The organism is Olleya sp. YS (assembly GCF_029760915.1).
In the GTDB taxonomy this organism is placed as follows: Bacteria; Bacteroidota; Bacteroidia; order Flavobacteriales; family Flavobacteriaceae; genus Olleya.
In genome coordinates this window covers 2328186-2345447 of sequence record NZ_CP121685.1, presented here as the reverse complement: position 1 = coordinate 2345447, position 17262 = coordinate 2328186, and the positions used below count along the sequence as shown (strand labels likewise).

General features: G+C 32.8%; 11 protein-coding genes. 2 read left to right on the top strand and 9 right to left on the bottom strand.

Going from position 1 to position 17262, the window contains the following annotated elements:
* Positions 1-4 precede the first annotated feature (4 nt).
* The 5 genes from Ollyesu_RS10720 to mnmE all read right to left on the bottom strand — a co-directional run bounded on the left by Ollyesu_RS10720 (position 5) and on the right by mnmE (position 11095).
* Positions 5-2056 carry a hypothetical protein gene (locus Ollyesu_RS10720; protein ID WP_279301216.1) on the bottom strand — a complete coding sequence of 684 codons (2052 nt, stop codon included), beginning with the start codon at positions 2054-2056 and terminating at the stop codon, positions 5-7.
* Positions 2057-2071: 15 nt separating this feature from the next.
* The gene (locus Ollyesu_RS10715; RefSeq protein WP_279303072.1) at positions 2072-3544 is read right to left on the bottom strand and encodes a RagB/SusD family nutrient uptake outer membrane protein; all 1473 of its coding nucleotides are present in this window, start codon (positions 3542-3544) and stop codon (positions 2072-2074) included.
* 2 nt (positions 3545-3546) lie between these two features.
* Positions 3547-6591 (bottom strand): TonB-dependent receptor, encoded by a 3045-nt coding sequence (locus Ollyesu_RS10710; RefSeq protein ID WP_279301215.1) that lies wholly within the window; start codon positions 6589-6591, stop codon positions 3547-3549.
* Positions 6592-6808: 217 nt separating this feature from the next.
* Positions 6809-9640, bottom strand: coding sequence for a triple tyrosine motif-containing protein (locus Ollyesu_RS10705; RefSeq protein WP_279301214.1), 2832 nt, complete (start codon positions 9638-9640; stop codon positions 6809-6811).
* A gap of 63 nt (positions 9641-9703) precedes the next feature.
* Complete coding sequence (gene mnmE / locus Ollyesu_RS10700; RefSeq protein ID WP_279301213.1) at positions 9704-11095, bottom strand: tRNA uridine-5-carboxymethylaminomethyl(34) synthesis GTPase MnmE; 1392 nt, start codon at positions 11093-11095, stop codon at positions 9704-9706.
* Positions 11096-11160: 65 nt separating this feature from the next.
* Between mnmE and Ollyesu_RS10695 the strand changes: the two genes are divergently transcribed.
* Positions 11161-11673 carry a TlpA disulfide reductase family protein gene (locus tag Ollyesu_RS10695; RefSeq protein ID WP_279301212.1) on the top strand — a complete coding sequence of 171 codons (513 nt, stop codon included), beginning with the start codon at positions 11161-11163 and terminating at the stop codon, positions 11671-11673.
* On the opposite strand, the gene Ollyesu_RS10690 is transcribed toward Ollyesu_RS10695, so the two are convergent.
* The gene (locus tag Ollyesu_RS10690; protein ID WP_279301211.1) at positions 11670-12305 is read right to left on the bottom strand and encodes a rhomboid family intramembrane serine protease; all 636 of its coding nucleotides are present in this window, start codon (positions 12303-12305) and stop codon (positions 11670-11672) included. The two genes, Ollyesu_RS10695 and Ollyesu_RS10690, sit on opposite strands and share 4 nt — an antisense overlap.
* 63 nt (positions 12306-12368) lie before the next feature.
* On the opposite strand from Ollyesu_RS10690, the gene Ollyesu_RS10685 reads away from it, so the two are divergent.
* Complete coding sequence (locus Ollyesu_RS10685; protein ID WP_279301210.1) at positions 12369-13259, top strand: lysophospholipid acyltransferase family protein; 891 nt, start codon at positions 12369-12371, stop codon at positions 13257-13259.
* A gap of 9 nt (positions 13260-13268) precedes the next feature.
* On the opposite strand, the gene Ollyesu_RS10680 is transcribed toward Ollyesu_RS10685, so the two are convergent.
* The 3 genes from Ollyesu_RS10680 to Ollyesu_RS10670 are packed head-to-tail and all read right to left on the bottom strand — an operon-like array spanning position 13269 to position 17251.
* The gene (locus Ollyesu_RS10680; RefSeq protein ID WP_279301209.1) at positions 13269-14768 is read right to left on the bottom strand and encodes an aminotransferase class V-fold PLP-dependent enzyme; all 1500 of its coding nucleotides are present in this window, start codon (positions 14766-14768) and stop codon (positions 13269-13271) included.
* 27 nt (positions 14769-14795) lie between these two features.
* Positions 14796-16184, bottom strand: coding sequence for a phosphoglucosamine mutase (glmM, locus tag Ollyesu_RS10675; RefSeq protein WP_279301208.1), 1389 nt, complete (start codon positions 16182-16184; stop codon positions 14796-14798).
* On the bottom strand, positions 16181-17251 hold the full coding sequence (locus Ollyesu_RS10670; protein WP_279301207.1) for an acyltransferase: 1071 nt from the start codon (positions 17249-17251) through the stop codon (positions 16181-16183). Before Ollyesu_RS10670 ends, glmM begins: the two co-directional genes overlap by 4 nt.
* Positions 17252-17262 lie beyond the last annotated feature (11 nt).

The window sequence follows — 17262 nt, the reverse complement described above, 5'->3', positions numbered from 1 at the left end:
TAGATTAAAGCTTAACAAGCTTATATTGCCAGAATACTCCTGCGCCAGCTTCAATACTTACGTTTATAGTATTACTATCTATAAAGGTTACATTGTAAGTTATTGAAGAAGGTACTGATACGTTAGGTAACTCACCTTGATTGTTAGCCTTAGGTATTCCTATGTAAGCTCCTGTACCATTGATGGTAACTGTATTTGCGCCTGAATCATAAGTATATGTTGCAGATGCTGAACCATCGTAAGGTGCAACTGGAGTACCACATGCGTCAGAACCACCTTGCCATCCTTCGATCCAAGAATCAGCTCCTAAAACATTAGTAAAAGAACCATCTGTTCCGAAAACAAAAGTATCGTCATAATAACATGCTCTATCTGCTACACAAACATCATCACAATTCCACCATGATGTGTCTCCTGCTGCAGGACCAACGCCTAAAGCACCAGCTTCGTTAGCCATTTGCCAAGTACCAGCTAATGGTGAAGGAGCTGCTCCATCTCTAACTAATTTATATTGCCAAAATACTCCTGCTCCAGATTCAATGTTAACATTCATAGTATTAGCATCAACGAATGATACATTGTAAGTAATTGAACTTGGTACTGATACATTTGGTAATTCACCTTGGTTATTAGCTTTAGCTAAACCTAAATAAGCACCAGTTCCGTTTAGTGTAACTGTTCCTGCTGTTTGATTAAAAGTATAAGTTGCTGGGTTAGATCCATCATGAGGAGCAACTGGTGCACCACATGAATCACTTCCACCTTGCCAACCTTCAATCCAGCTATCTGCTCCTAAAACATTACTAAATGTTCCGTCTGCATTAAAAACATAAGTATCATCATAGTAACATGCTCTGTCAGCTACACAAACATCATCACAGTTCCACCAAGACGTATCTCCTACTGCAGGACCTACACCTAGAGCTCCTGCTTCTGAAGCCAATCTCCATGTTCCAGTTAAATTAGATGGTGCTGTTGCTTCTTTATAATAATATAAATTATCAATAAAAACAGTTCCTGAACCAACAAATTTGAATTGGTGAATATCATTCATTGATAATCCTTGGTCTGTATAATCTGAAATTGGAATATCAAAACTATTCCATTGATTAGCAATTAAAGATACTGTTACTTGTTGCTCTCCTGAAGATAAACTAATAGGAAATACTTGTAAGTCTGCATCTTCTGCTGTCCAAACATCAATGTGTAAAAATTCCATAGCTGAAACATCTACTGCTTCTCCATACTGAATACCTTGATAATTTAAATTACTGTATTGTAATGAAGTGTCTCCTGCTAAATCAAACTCTACAAATGTTGTAGTTTGTCCCCAATTTGGATAAAAATCTGAGTTTGCAATATTAGTGTATGCATTAGAATAAATTGAAACTACATCACTAGGAGCTCTTGCTGGAGGTACTGTTGCTGCAGCTATAGGTTGTAAAATTGCTGTAACTTCAAAATCTTCTGTATAAACTGTCGTTTCTGTTCCTGCACTAAAAGCAGTTACTGTAATTGTATAAATACCAGCATCTGTATATTGATAGCTGTAAGGCTCGTCAAAATTTGTCATCACTACTTCGCTTCCATCTCCAAAATTGATTTCGTAATACAAAGCAAACTCTGCATCTGCATCAATATTGACTTGTTTAGAAATCGTATCATCGTTTTCAATAGTTACCACTAGATTTTGTGGTGCTTGAAAAGATACAACCACTTCTTGTGTAGCTGTTGTTGTTTTACCGTTTAGTCCAGTAGCAACAATAATAGCATTGTAAGTTCCTTCTTCATAAATGTGCTGGGTACTTTCTCCTGGGTTTAACACTTCAGATAAATCTGAACCATCTCCATAATTAACTTGAAAGCTTACCACACCTTCTCCTAAAGGAGTAATTGTAACCAATCCTGTGTTGTCTTGAGTTACAGTTACTAAAGCAGATACATTCACTGGTGAAGTGATAGCATTTGTGTCTGGTGTATTGTCATCATCTTGCACACAAGCAAAAATCACTAGTGCAGCAAAAAGAGTAGATACAATGTACTTTAAATTTTTCATTTTTCTTTTTTTTAATTAATATCCTGGGTTTTGTTGCCAATTTCCGTTAGAGAATTGAATTTCTTCAATTGGAATTGGGAATAATTCATTTTTATTAGGCGTAAATCCTGGTATTTGAGTACCTCTACCTGTTCTAACTAAATCAAAAAAGTGATGTCCTTCTCCAACTAGCTCTACACGACGCTCATGATAGATGGCGTTAGTAAGTGCTGTTCCTGTTAAGGATATATTATTTGATGTGTTTCCAAAAGCACGCTCTCTAACTCTGTTTAAAAAGTTTTGTGCTTTAGTGTCGTCTATATCTCCTCTATTAAAGGCTTCTGCTGCCATTAATAAAACATCTGCAAAACGAATAGCTCTATAATTGTTAGGATTTGTAAGATTCAAATCACCTTGTGCTTGTGAACTTCTTACACGTGGAAGATATTTTCTGTTAAAATATCCTGTATGTTCATATCCTGTTCCAAAACTAGCACCTGTTGATGTTGCCCATGCTTCGATATCTAAAATTGCAACGTCTTTTCTGTTATCTCCTGGCTCAAATTCGTCCACTACGTCTTGTGTAGGCACATTAAAACTGAATCCAGAGGTGAATAATGGTCCATTGTAATTTCTAACACCACTAAACCCAACTGCGACATTACCTTCGCTACATTGTAAACATCCAAATCCAGCACCTTCTACATCTGTGTATTGAACTTCAAAAACAGATTCAATTCCGTTTTCTCCTTCATTTTCAAAAATGGTATCGTAATCTGTTACTAAATCGTAAGGTCCTTCTAATATTAAAGTTTCTAAAATTGAAGCTGCTGGAGAAAATTTATCTTGATATAAATAAGCTTTACCAAGCAAAGCTTGAGCTGCTCCTTTTGTTACACGACCAACTTGAGGAGCTGTATAATCTAAATTATCTACTGCATATTGTAAATCTGCTTCAATTAATGCATAAACTTGTGACACAGGAGCTCTTGGGATAGAGGTTTCATCTCCTAATTCAAAACGTGTCTCTTTAAGTGGCACTGGTCCAAACCATTTAACAAGTTCAAAATAATAGTAAGCTCTTAAAAAGCGTGTTTCTGCAATTATGATTTCTTTTCCAGGAAAGTTTGTTTTGTCCTGAAACTCCATGATATAGTTTGCTCTGTTTACACCAGCAAACATCCAATTCCAAACGTCTTTTAAATTACTGTTTACTGGTGTGTGAATCATATCATCGATTTGTTGAAAACCAATAACATCTGTTGCACTTTCACCTCCACATAATGTGTTGTTTGACGCAATTTCTCCAAGAAGTACATTAACGTAACTTGATTGCAATAAATCGTAAGCACCAATTAATGCATTATAATAATCACTTTCTGAATTGAAATAATTTTCAGAATCAATTGAATATACAGTATCACGATCAATAAAATCATCTGTACAAGCAATAGTAATTAAAAGAGCTAATGACGCTATTATGTATTTTATATTTTTCATAGTCTTTATAATTAAAAGTTAAGATTAAGTCCTAAGATATATGTTCTAGGTATTGGATAAAAACCAGCGTCTATACCACCACCAATTGGTGCTCCACTTGAAGCGCCAGGATCATAACCTTTATATTTAGTAAATGTATATAAGTTATTAACTGCAGTGTAAATTCTTAGTTTAGATATCCCTAATTTATTAATAAATTCGTCAGGTAAGCTATATCCTAATTGTAGATTTTGAATTCTAACAAATGATGCATCCTCAACAAAAAACTCAGAGAATACGTTATTACTAGTTGCACCAGTAGTTACTCTTGGTACAGTATTACTAGTTCCTTCTCCTGTCCATCTATCCAATACATAATTTAATTTGTTAGCATCGGATAACGTACGTTCGTAATTACGCACCATATCGTTTCCTAAAGAAGCAAACGTGTATAACACAAAATCAAAGTTTTTATAGTTTAAACTTAAGTTAAGTCCCATTGTTACATCTGGAATAGGATCTCCAATATTAGTTCTGTCGTCAAAATTAATAACTCCATCACCATTAGCATCTACATATCTGATGTCTCCAGGAGCAGCAGTTGCACCCAAAGCGGATTGAGATGGATGAGCGTCTACCTCTGCTTGGTTTTGGAAAATTCCATCTGTTTGTAATCCGTAAAAATAACCAATTGGCTGTCCTACTTCCATTCTTGATGGAGCAGGTTGACCGACACCAAATCCGCCACCTTCTAAAAATCCAGTACTGTTATTAACTTCTAAAACTTCGTTTTGTAGTGAAGTTACATTATAATTAATGCTAAAGTTTAAATTGTCTGATAATTGATCTTTATAGTTTATTGCTAATTCAATCCCTTTATTTTCTACTTTACCAGCATTTACCGTTGGTGATCCACTACCTGGAGCAGATGTACCAGTAATACCTGAAGTAGAAATATTTGAAATTAATAAATTGTCACGCGTATTAACAAAATAATCTGCGGTAATATCTAATTTATCGTTTAACAGTCTTAAGTCTAAACCAACGTCAAACTTTTTAGCTTCCTCCCATTGTAAATCTGGATTTGCTAAAACACCTAATGCTTGTCCATTGACTAAAGCACCATCAAACACATAAGTTGCTTCACCACTTAATAAACTTGCAAAACCGTTACTTGGTATTTGGTCATTACCTAAAATACCATAACTAGCTCTTAATTTTAAAAAGCTTAAAGTATTTGAGTTTTCTAGGAAAGTTTCGTCTGACACAACCCAACCAGCTGTAACCGATGGGAAATAAGCCACACGATTGTTTGGTCCAAATTTAGTAGATAAATCGCGTCTTAACATTGCAGAAAATAAATATTTACCTTTATAATCATATTGTAAACGAGAGAAAAACGATAATCGTCTTTCGTCATAAGCATAGGATCCAACATCTCTTGCTTCACTAATCCCTTCAGCTAAAGCAATATCTGCAAACTCCCATGAGTTGTTTGGAACATCATAACCTGTTGCAAATAACCCGTTACCAAATTCTTTAAATACAGTTGTACCAACCGTAAAATCAATTTTATGTGCATCAGCAAATGTGTTATTATAAGTTCCGAATATATCTAATGAGTAATTATTATCATTGATAGCATTTTGTGATACACTACTTCTTGGTACATCAAACACTTTTCCACCGTAATCTACTTGTTTTGCAAAGCTTTTACCTTCGCTATTACTTGTGTTAAAACCTATTCTACTAGTCAATTTTACATTTTTAAGTACATCATACTCTAATGCAACTGTACCATTTAATTTTCTTAAATCGTAATCATTAAATGTATTATCAATTTGCGCTAATGGATTTATAATTTCGATACCTAATCCTGGTGTACTTGGTACTAAAGTAAAATTACCGTTATCATCAAACGCAGACAATGTAGCAGGTGTATTAATGGCGTTAAATAAAACTGATCCTAAACCACTATCATTAATAGCATCTCTATCTAAATATGTATATATCACATTAGCTTTAACATTAATTTTATCGCTGATGTCAGCTCCTAATGCTAAACGTGCGGTATTACGTCTAAAATCTGTCTTTTTTGGTGCAATAATACCTTGTTGGTATAAATGTGATCCACTTATAGCATATGTAATTTTTTCTGATCCTCCAGAAACGCTAAAATCATGATTAATAATTGGTACATTGTTATTGAATACTTCACCTTGCCAGTCTGTTCCTTCACCTAATCCTGAAACATTAGGATAAGGTAAGTTTTGTCCACCAGCTGCATAAGCTTCATTTAATAATAAAGCATATTCTGTTGCATTAAGTAATGGTAATTCTCTTGTGGTTTCTTGAAATCCAGTATACGAGTTAAATGACACTTTTGGTGCTTGATTTTTTCTACCACTTTTAGTAGTAATTAAAACTACACCATTGGCACCAACAGTACCATAAATTGCAGCTTGCGCATCTTTTAATACTGTAATAGTATCAATGTCGTTTGGGTTTAATATATCTAAACTACCTTGGTATCCATCTATAATCACTAATGGTCCATTTGCTCCATTAGTAGAAATACCTCTAATACGAATATCTAATCCAGCTCCTGGCGCACCACCTTGGGTTGTTACATTAACTCCAGACACAGTTCCTTGAAGAGCCTGCTCTACTTTAATTGGTTTAATTTCGTCTAAAGTTTGAGAACTTACAACAGATACTGCACCTGTAACCTCTTTTCTTTTCTGGGATCCATATCCTATTACAATAACCTCCTCTAGAGCTTCTACATCTTCAGATAATGCAACGTTAATTGGGTTACCGTTAGTTACGACAACCTCTTTTGTAGTATAACCTACGTAAGAAAAAACTAAAGTTGCGTTTTGAGGTACATTATTAATAGAGTAATTTCCATCAAAATCTGTAGTAACTCCATTGGATGTGTTTTTGACTATAATGTTAACCGTAGGTATAGGTAAACCGTCTTGTTCACTAGTTACATTTCCTGTTATTGTATACTCTTGTGCAAAAGCAGATAGAGTAAAAATTAATAACAAAAAAGAGAAAAAAGTTTTTTTCATGTTTGGCTGTTTTTATGCTTTTGTCAAATTTATTAAGTTATTCTGTTAATTTGATAAAAACAACCGCTACAAATAATATACATTACAAAAAAAAGAGTGAAATAGTGATGAAATCCATATTTAACTAGCATAAGACACTATTTAAAAACACTAAGAAAAAATGAATGTTTTAAATTGTTGTGGTAATGTATGGGTTAAATTAACAATTGTATTGTTTTTAAATACTTAATATATAATCAGTTAAATTTACATCATGTGCTAACTCCATCTTTTTACGCAATCGATATCGTTTAACTTCTACACTTCTTGGAGATATATTTAGTAATGGAGCAATTTCTTTGGAAGACAAGTTAAGCCTTAGATAAGCACATAATCTTAAATCGTTAGATGTCAGAGAAGGGTGTTTAGATTTTACCTTCTTTAGAAAATCTTTATCTGCATTATTGAAGGCTTCTTCAAATAGATTCCAATCGTCTTTGTTGTTAATATTCTTATCTATAATTTTAATAACTGACTTCAAATTTGTGTCTTTTACTTTATCATTTAACTCGCTTTTAATGGTATTTAAAAACTCGTTCTTTTTTATTAAACTCATGGTAGAAATAGCTAACTCTCTGTTTTTACTTTCTATTTCTTGCCTTAATTTATCGTTGTTTAAAGCCATTAACTGCTGTTTAGTTTCTAAATCCTTCATTTCTAATTCTCGATTGGATTTTTGCACTAGCTTTTCTTTTTGCTTTCTATAATATAGCTTGTAAAAATAATTGATGAGTAACAATGCGATACATGCTGCTAAGAAGTAGATAGCAACCATTATATTGGACAGATACCATGGTTTGGCAATTGAAAATGAATAAATTGCCTCATCTTTAAGATTTTCACCTCCCACTCTAGCTTTAACTCTAAAGGTATAATCACCATGAGGAAGATTTTTGTAAAGCACATTTGCTTCTGTACTCCACGAACTCCAATTATTATATAACCCCTCTAATTTATGAGAATATTCTGCTTCTAAATATTTATCATATTCCGCAACACTATAAGTAAACGCCAAATTATTTTCTTTATTAGTTAAAGTTTGTACCTCTTGTAAGTTTACCAATGAAGTTTTAGTCTGTAATGGAGATTTATTCAATGAATTTATGTAAACGTCATACGATTTGGGTATAATCTTTGAAACATCTAATACGATGTACCCTTTTGATGTACCGAATAAATAGACATTAGGCTTAAGGTTAAAAACACTTTCATATCCTGACAATCCCTCTCTTAAAGAATTTGGTAAAGCTATAAACGTGATATTTGGTATTTTACTTAGCTTTCCAGGACTAATGTAGTTAATTCCCTTTTGGGTAACAATCCATAATGTATTGGTACTTTTATTTGTTATTAGTTTGCCAGAGGAATAGCCTTGTGACACAAACAACTCACTTAAAATTGAATCTTTAACAAATGTTTGTTCTTGCTTAAGTTTTTTAAATATACCCTGTTCTGTAGCATAATAAATCTCATCATTATACTCTGTCAAAGATGAAAAAAGCCCTTTTTCTAAACCTTCAATTTTAGACACTTTCAAAGCACGTCTTAAATCTGTATCCACCTGTATTTTAAACACGCCTTTATACTCGTGATTGACTAAAATCTCATTGTCTGACGAGAATACAAAAAACCTAGACGAGTTATCAAATCCTTCAATTTTATTTCTAAATTTCCATGAGCCATTACTGTTTTCTAAAACATTTAATCCGTTATAATTCCCTTGTAACAATAAGTTTGGATTATTTTTAATGGGAAGTAAATCCCAAGTTCCGTCAATATTAGCTATTTGAGTAGCAATGTTGTCTTTTATTGTAAAAGTTCCTGAGTTATGACCACAAAATAATATATCATTAATAATTTTTAATTTCCAAACTTGACCTTTAATGCCATTAACAGCTTTAAAAGTAGATTCGTTTTCGTGCTTATAAAATAATCCTTGATTTGTCCCTAAATACAGTATATTATCAAAAATAACAGAGGTATAAACCGTACCTAACATTCCATTATCGTCATTAAATATTTTAAAAGGCGAGTTTATATTAATACAATTAATACCATTGTCTAAAGCTAGCCATATATTATTCTCAATGTCCTCAAATACGGAGAGTACAGTGTTATTTCCTAGACCATCAGCTTGGCTAATTTTTTGAATAATTTCAGCATTAGTGGATATTTGAAGCATGCCATTAGAAATAGTCCCTAAGAGTAAGCTTCCATCTTTTAACTGACGACTACTATAAACAGAATAATTAACAAGCTTGGTATTTATTTTTTTTGACCATTCTTGCAATCCATTATTATCTAAACTAAATATACCATGCTCTTGGGTAACAATTTGAAGCTTATAATTTAATAGATATACACCTACAATAATTTTGTCAGATACAACGGATGCATCAATTATGGTTTTAGATTCACCATTTTCTAGTTTTAATAATCCCTTATTAATGTCCTGATAATAAATTGTATTATCAACTTTAAACATTTTAGTAATACCTCTTTCAGAATCAATAATCTTGAAGGAATCGGTTTTAAAATTGTAGATGTAAATACGGTTTAAGGACTGAAATAGTAACCAATCATCCAAGCTAGTGATGTTCCAAAATTGTTCATCTTCTAATAATGACTCTCTAATTTTTTCTGAGAGCGACGTGTATTTAAGATCTCCTATATTAGTTTTTGACCAGTATCCAAATTCCATATAGCTACCTGTGTAAATTTTATCATCTACAACTTTAACTGATCTTACTATAGTTTGATTGGGAGAAGGATACAACGTCCAACCTGCACCATTAAACTCTAAAAGTCCTTTAGAGTTGGCTACATAAATATACTTATTATTACTCTGAGAAATTGCCCAATTTTGGTTCTCTGCATTATATTGTTTGGGGGAATAGTATTGTATTGGTGGTAAATCTTGTGCTAATAGAGCTTGGATATTCATACAAAACCCTATAATAAATAAGGTTTTACTTAGTTTTAACCAATAAGTAAGTTTAGTATTAAGCATGTAGCAATATACAACTTTGTATGGTTTATTTAAATTAAGATTTTAAACTATACAGAAGTAAAATTACTTCCCGATACAAAAATTAGCAAAAATATTACCTAATAAGTCATCACTAGTAATCTCTCCAGTTATTTCTCCAAAATGATACAAGGCTTGTCTGATGTCTATTGCTAATAAATCTCCCGACAAACCGGTTTCTAAACCATGTTTGACTTTTTCAATCTCTTCTGAAGCTTTTAGAAGCGAATCGTAATGACGCGTATTAGTAACAATAGTTTCATTATTACGCAATGCACCTGTGTTAACAAAACCAATTAATTTTTCTTTTAAGGTGTCAACGCCTATTCCTGTCTTAGCAGATAACATGTGAATACTTTCAAATTGAGAGGTAAGCACTAGCTTTTCAGCATCATTTAACTTATCAATTTTATTAGCAATGATAAGCATTGGCTTGAGCGGAAAACGATTTTTTATTTTCTCTATTTCTACTTTTAATCGCTGACTTTCTTCTTTAAATTCTTCTGCAGAGAAAAGTAAAACGACGACTTGTGCTTGTTCAATTTTTTCAAATGTCTTTTTTATCCCGATACTTTCAACAACATCTTTGGTATCTCTAATTCCTGCTGTATCAATAAATCTAAAACCAATACCTTCAATGACTAATTCGTCTTCTATGGTATCTCTAGTGGTTCCTGCAATATCACTAACAATAGCGCGTTCTTCATTTAACAGGGCATTCAGTAACGTAGATTTTCCAACATTAGGCTCTCCAACTATCGCTACTGGAATTCCGTTTTTAATAACATTACCTACTGCAAAACTGTCTATTAAACGTTTTAATACAAATGAAATACGTGTAACCAATGCTTTAAACTGACTTCTATCCGCAAACTCGACATCTTCTTCTGCAAAATCCAATTCTAGCTCGATTAATGAGGCAAAATTCATCAATTCCTCACGTAGTTTTGCGATTTCACTAGAAAAACCACCACGCATTTGCTGCATGGCAATTTGATGTGACGCTTCATTATCACTAGCTATGACATCTGCTACAGCTTCAGCTTGACTTAAGTCTAGCTTTCCATTTAAAAACGCACGAAGGGTAAATTCACCTGGATTAGCCATTCGGCAACCTTTACGAAGAAATAACTGTATAATTTCTTGCTGTATATAAATTGACCCATGACAAGATACTTCAACAACATCTTCACCAGTATAAGAATTGGGGTTTTTAAATACAGACACCAATACTTGATCTAAAGTCCTTTTATCTTCAACAATATGACCCAAATGAATGGTATGCGTGTTTTGTTTTACAAGCGATTTATTATTTTTAACAGATTCAAAACATCCATCAGCAATTGCTATAGCATCTTTACCAGATAATCTAATAATGGCTACAGCACCTGCTCCGGAAGCGGTTGCTAATGCTACAATAGTATCGTTATAAATCATGATGCAAAAATAGTCATAAATTATTCATTTTTTATATTTTATATTTGTGATAAATAATTACAACCATGAGACCATTTATCTTACTTTTATGTATAGCTATTTTTAGTAGTTCTTGTAAACAAGAACCTCAAAAACCATTAGTTTTTGGAACAAATATTGGCGACTATGCGCCCACCTTTACAGCTAAAACACCAGAAGGCACAGACTTATCCTTAGGAGATATAAACGCTAAAATTATTATTCTAGACTTTTGGGCTAGTTGGTGTGGACCTTGTCGAAGAGAAAACCCTAATGTGGTTAAGATGTATGATAAGTACCATGATAAAGGTTTAGAAATTGTTGGAATATCACTAGACAAAGCAGGTCAAAAAAATCGTTGGTTAAATGCTATCAAACAAGATAAGTTAACATGGAAACACCTCTCTAATCTTCAAGGATGGCAAGAACCTATTGCACAAACTTATGGTGTACGCTCCATTCCTGCTACATATATTTTAGATGGAGACGGAAAAATTATAGCTAAAAACCTACGTGGTCAAGCACTAGAAAATAAAGTGGCTGAAATCTTAGAGAATTAGATTTTACCTAATTTTTGCATTACAAATAGTACCACTATTGGTATAGCTAATATTAATACCATTTTTAAATCGCGTTCTAATAATATTGGTGCGAGTATTAAAGTGGTCGCATAACCACCTACAGCACCTCCAAAATGGGCATCGTGACCAATATTGCCTATTTGTTTTTTCATTCCGTAAATAGAATACAATAAATAACCTATACCAAATAACCAACCAGGAATAATAAAATTTATTTCCATCCATGGATCAAATAAAATTGCAGAATAAATAATACCCATTACTGCTCCACTTGCTCCTACTGCACTATAATGGTAATTGTCTTTATTAAATACCAAGGATAGCAAACTACCTGATAATAAGCTAACTACATAAATAATTACAAATTTAGTTTCACCCACTTGTCTAATAACCATCCACGCAAAAAAGTATAGTGTAATCATGTTAAATAACAAATGTTGCGGATTTACATGCAAAAATCCAGAACTAAAAATCCTAATTTGCTCTCCTCTTTTAATAGCACCAACATTAAATTTGTATTTATCAAAAAATTCAAAATCTTCAAATCCTTTGTAGGAAATAATAACATTGGCTGCTATAATTATTATGGTGATGATATCTAAATTACCCATTTTCAAGTTTAAGTTTCAATCAAATATAACATATATTTGTTCTCGCAAAATTAATAAGTATTCATGCAATTTTTAGCCTATATTTTAATTTATCCTTTTTTATGGTTGGTCTCTATCCTTCCATTTAGGCTTTTATATGCATTCTCGGACGGATTATATGTATTAATCTATTATGTTATTGGTTATAGAAAGAAAACCGTTGTTGAGAATCTATACTTAGTGTTTCCAGAAAAATCTGAAGCTGAAATCAAGCACATAACCAAACGTTTTTATCATCATTTATGTGATATGGTTGTTGAAGCTATAAAATCTTTAACCATATCTGAATCGCAAATGATGAAACGAATGACGTTTTCTAATATTGATGAAATACACCAACATGAAAATAATAACAAAAGTATTGTTTTAATGTGCGCACATTATGGAAGTTGGGAATGGATTTTTATTCTTCAAAACCACGTAAAAAGCAAAGGGTATGCTGTGTATAAGCAACTTGGAAATAAATATTTTGACAAATTAGTAAAACGGATTAGAGCCAAATACAACTCCTTTCTCATTACTACTAAAGATACGTTTGAAACATTAAAAAACGCAAAAGATAAAGGTGATATAACTATCAATGGATTTGTATCAGATCAAAGCCCAAAACCTTGGAAAGCACACCATTGGTTAGATTTTATGGGAATACATGTACCTGTGCATACAGGAGCCGAATTGTTAGCGAAACAATTAGATATGGCTGTTGTGTTTTTTGCTGTTAAACGCATTAAAAGAGGCTACTACCAGACGACTTTTACAACTCTAGCTAAAAATCCAAATGATTTTAAAGACTACGAGATTACTGATGCCTTTTTTAAGTTAGTTGAACAACAAATCTATGAAGCGCCAGAATATTACTTATGGACACATAAACGTTGGAAGCATCGTGGTAAAACTGCAGAGGATTTTAAATAAATGCTGCGTTTATAACTCAAACCAATCAGTAACCCTTACGTCTTGAGTAGGTACAAAGGTTTTGTGGATAAACTCGTTATTAGCTTTATTATATTCATAATCTTTAGCCCATTCTTTATGATGTTTTGCTAAAGCCTGAATACTCTCACAGACATAATCAATCTCGTTACAAGTCGTTGTAGGATGAATGGACATGCGAATCCAACCTGGTTTATGCGATAAATCTCCTGCTGAAATCTCGCAAGTTAACGAGTGTGATTTTTCATAATCTACATGCAACAAATAATGCCCATAAGTACCAGCACAGCTACAACCACCACGTGTTTGGACACCAAATTTATCATTCAATAACTTAACACCTAAATTAAAGTGTAAGTCATCTATATAAAAAGATACGACTCCTAATCGGTCTTTATGCGTAGGTGCTAAAATATTTATCCCTTCTACATCTTCAAGATTTGCAAATATCTGGTGGATTAATTCATGTTCTCTATCTAAAATGTTTTTTACTCCCATTTGGTCTTTCAGCTTAATAGCCAAAGCAGTTTTAATGGTTTGCAAAAAACCAGGCGTACCACCATCTTCTCTATCTTCAATATTATCGATGTACTTATGTTCTCCCCAAGGATTTGTCCAACTTACAGTACCACCACCTGGACAATCTGGAATCATGTTTTTATATAATTTTTTATTAAACACCAAAACACCAGAAGTTCCTGGTCCACCTAAAAATTTGTGTGGTGAAAAGAATATAGCATCTAAAGCTTCGTCTTCATTTTCTGGATGCATATTAATGTCTACATAAGGTGCAGAACAAGCAAAATCTACAAAGCAAACTCCTCCATGTTGATGCATTATTTTAGCAATTTGATGATAAGGTGTTTGGATACCAGTAACATTACTACCACCAATAACAGAAGCAATTTTTAAAGGGCAATCTTTATGTTTTTCTAAAAGAATTTTTAAATTTTCAAGACTAAACAAACCATCCTCTCCAGCTGGTATCACTTCTACTTTTGCCATAGTTTCTAACCAAGAGGTGTGATTAGAATGGTGCTCCATATGTGTGACAAAAACCACTGGACGGACTTCGTCTGGGATTTTCGTGAATTTTCGTAAGTTTTCAGGTACTTTTAATCCTAAAATTCGCTGAAACTTATTGACCACACTTGTCATTCCGTTTCCTGCAACAATTAATACATCATCTGCATTACTATTAACATGTCCTTTAATAATACGCCTTGCATTATGATAGGCATTTGTCATTGCTGTACCAGACACAGTAGTTTCGGTATGTGTATTAGCTACAAAAGGTCCAAATTGATTCAACAATTTATCCTCTATAGGTCTATACAATCGTCCAGAAGCTGTCCAATCTGTATATACCATTTTCTTGATACCGTAAGGTGATTCAAATTCTTGGTCTATACCCACAATATGCTGTCTAAACTTAGAAAAATAAGTTTCTAATTCAGATTTATTGGTTCGTTGTGCTTTAGTGACGTACATAACTCATTGATTTACAGATTAAAAATACTAAATTTTCGCAATGTATTTGATTTCTGAAATAATTTTATCTGCTAAAGCATCTGCTTCGTTTTGGCTTTTAGCTTCGGTATAAATTCTAATAATTGGTTCTGTATTACTTTTACGTAAGTGCACCCAACTTTCTGCAAAATCTATTTTTACACCATCGATGGTTGTTAAATTTTCATTACTATATTTTGCTTCCATTGCTTTTAAAATAGCATCTACATCTAAAGTTGGAGTTAATTGGATTTTCTTTTTGCTCATAAAATAGCTTGTGTAGGTTTTACGTAGCTCACTTACACTCATTTTTTTATCTGCTAATAAGCTTAAAAATAAAGCCACACCAACTAAAGCATCACGACCGTAATGAGAAGCTGGATAAATAATTCCACCATTACCTTCACCACCAATCACTGCATTATTTTTTTTCATTAAAGTCACCACATTAACTTCACCTACAGCTGATGCTTGATAAGTTCCACCATGTTTTTCAGTGACATCTCTTAATGCTCTTGTCGAGCTCATGTTACTAACTGTGTTTCCTGGGTTTTGACTCAATACCCAATCTGCACAAGCAACTAATGTGTATTCTTCTCCAAACATCTCTCCATTTTCGTCCATAAATGCAAGTCTATCTACGTCTGGATCGACAACAATTCCAAAGTCTGCATTGTGTTTTTTTACTTCGTTAGATAAATCTCCTAAATGCTCTTTTAAAGGCTCGGGATTATGCGGAAAATGACCTGTTGGGTCACAATACAATTTTACAGCTTCAACACCTAAGCGTTCAAGTAATAACGGAATTGCTATTCCACCAGTACTATTAACACCATCAACCACCACTTTAAAATTTGCAGCTTCAATTGCTTTTTGATTAACATATTCTAATTCTAAAACTTCATCGATATGTAAATCGATATAGGCTTCGTTTTTAGTGATTTTTCCTAAATTATCGACTTCAGCAAAAGTCATTGCATCAGATTCTGCTATTTCTAAAATTTTTTGTCCTTCTGCTCCATCTAAAAACTCACCTTTCGCGTTAAGTAACTTTAAAGCGTTCCATTGTTTTGGATTATGACTAGCAGTAAGTATAATACCTCCATCTGCGTGCTCCATTGGCACAGCAATTTCTACTGTTGGCGTTGTTGACAATCCTAAATCTACAACATGAATACCTAAGCCTACCAACGTATTCATTACTAAGTTTTGTATCATATCTCCAGACAAACGTGCATCACGACCAACAACAACTTTATAATCTGTTTTGTCACGTTGTTGCTTTAGCCAGGTACCATAAGCAGATGCAAATTTAACTGCGTCAATTGGTGTTAGATTATCGCCAACTGTTCCGCCAATAGTTCCTCTAATTCCTGATATAGATTTTATTAATGTCATTCTCTAAATTTGTTTTTTAATTTTAAAAAATAGGTTTCGTAATATTTATAAGACACATGTGCCAGTATAATGGTAATTGCAAAAGTTAATAAGTAAATTAAAATAATAGTTATAGTATCGCTAAATAACTCGTGCTTTTGAAGTTTCAAAAATAAGAAAACTACAGCGTTTAATGCGATTACATGAAACATATAAATGCCATAGGAAATTTGTCCTAAATAATTTAATGCTTTGCTTCTAATTTCTACCCCAAAATTATTGTGTGCTATGGTATGAATAAACAACCCAAACAAAACCATGGTAAACAAATTAAAAAAGGCTAAAGTTTCAAACTCAAAAATCGAGGTTGTAAAGTATAGCACTGTTGACAGGACTATTACTAATGGTACTAGTTTTGACCGTTTTAAAAATTCTAATTGCTTTTTTTCTTCTAACACAGCTATAATTCCGCCAAAAAACAAAAAGAAAAACACCATAATAAATCGCCTTAAATTGTCAAAGGGTTCTAGGTGATAAATTATAAAATAAGCTGTAGTTAAAAGCATTAAATACTGTAATAAGCGATACTTAGGTAGTATAAAAAGTAAAGGAGCAACCACAATATAAAATTGTTCTTCAATACCAATAGACCATAGTACTTCTAGGATTCCTCCTGGCATGTAGAGTTGTGCAAAAATATTAGGTAAAAAAAATATTGAAAGCAAAATACCTTCGCTTAAAGCATAGTTGTTTTCAAAAGGAATTTCCAGTTCTGGAAGAAATACCCAATAAAACAGAAAACCAAAAATGACAATTAAATAATACAAAGGGAAAATTCGTAACACACGTCTGATATAAAACTTTTTAATAGAAAAAGCATCCCTTTGCTTGGCATTATAAATGATTTTTATGATTAAAAATCCGCTTAACACAAAAAACATATACACTGCTTCAATCCCACGATTAAAAATTGGCGCCTCCAAAAAATACGGAAGTCCTTGATTGCGACACAATTGCGGTAAGTGAAAAAACACCACTAAACTGGCTAGTATAAAACGTAAAACATCTAAGTTGGGTAATCTGTTCAAATTATAAAATT

Coding starts and splice junctions, on each gene's coding strand:
- Ollyesu_RS10710 (WP_279301215.1), bottom strand. CDS start 6,591: ATGAAAAAAACTTTTTTCTCTTTTTTGTTATTAATTTTTACTCTATCT.
- Ollyesu_RS10685 (WP_279301210.1), top strand. CDS start 12,369: ATGCAATTTTTAGCCTATATTTTAATTTATCCTTTTTTATGGTTGGTC.
- Ollyesu_RS10720 (WP_279301216.1), bottom strand. CDS start 2,056: ATGAAAAATTTAAAGTACATTGTATCTACTCTTTTTGCTGCACTAGTG.
- Ollyesu_RS10690 (WP_279301211.1), bottom strand. CDS start 12,305: ATGGGTAATTTAGATATCATCACCATAATAATTATAGCAGCCAATGTT.
- Ollyesu_RS10695 (WP_279301212.1), top strand. CDS start 11,161: ATGAGACCATTTATCTTACTTTTATGTATAGCTATTTTTAGTAGTTCT.
- Ollyesu_RS10680 (WP_279301209.1), bottom strand. CDS start 14,768: ATGTACGTCACTAAAGCACAACGAACCAATAAATCTGAATTAGAAACT.
- Ollyesu_RS10705 (WP_279301214.1), bottom strand. CDS start 9,640: ATGCTTAATACTAAACTTACTTATTGGTTAAAACTAAGTAAAACCTTA.
- mnmE (WP_279301213.1), bottom strand. CDS start 11,095: ATGATTTATAACGATACTATTGTAGCATTAGCAACCGCTTCCGGAGCA.
- glmM (WP_279301208.1), bottom strand. CDS start 16,184: ATGACATTAATAAAATCTATATCAGGAATTAGAGGAACTATTGGCGGA.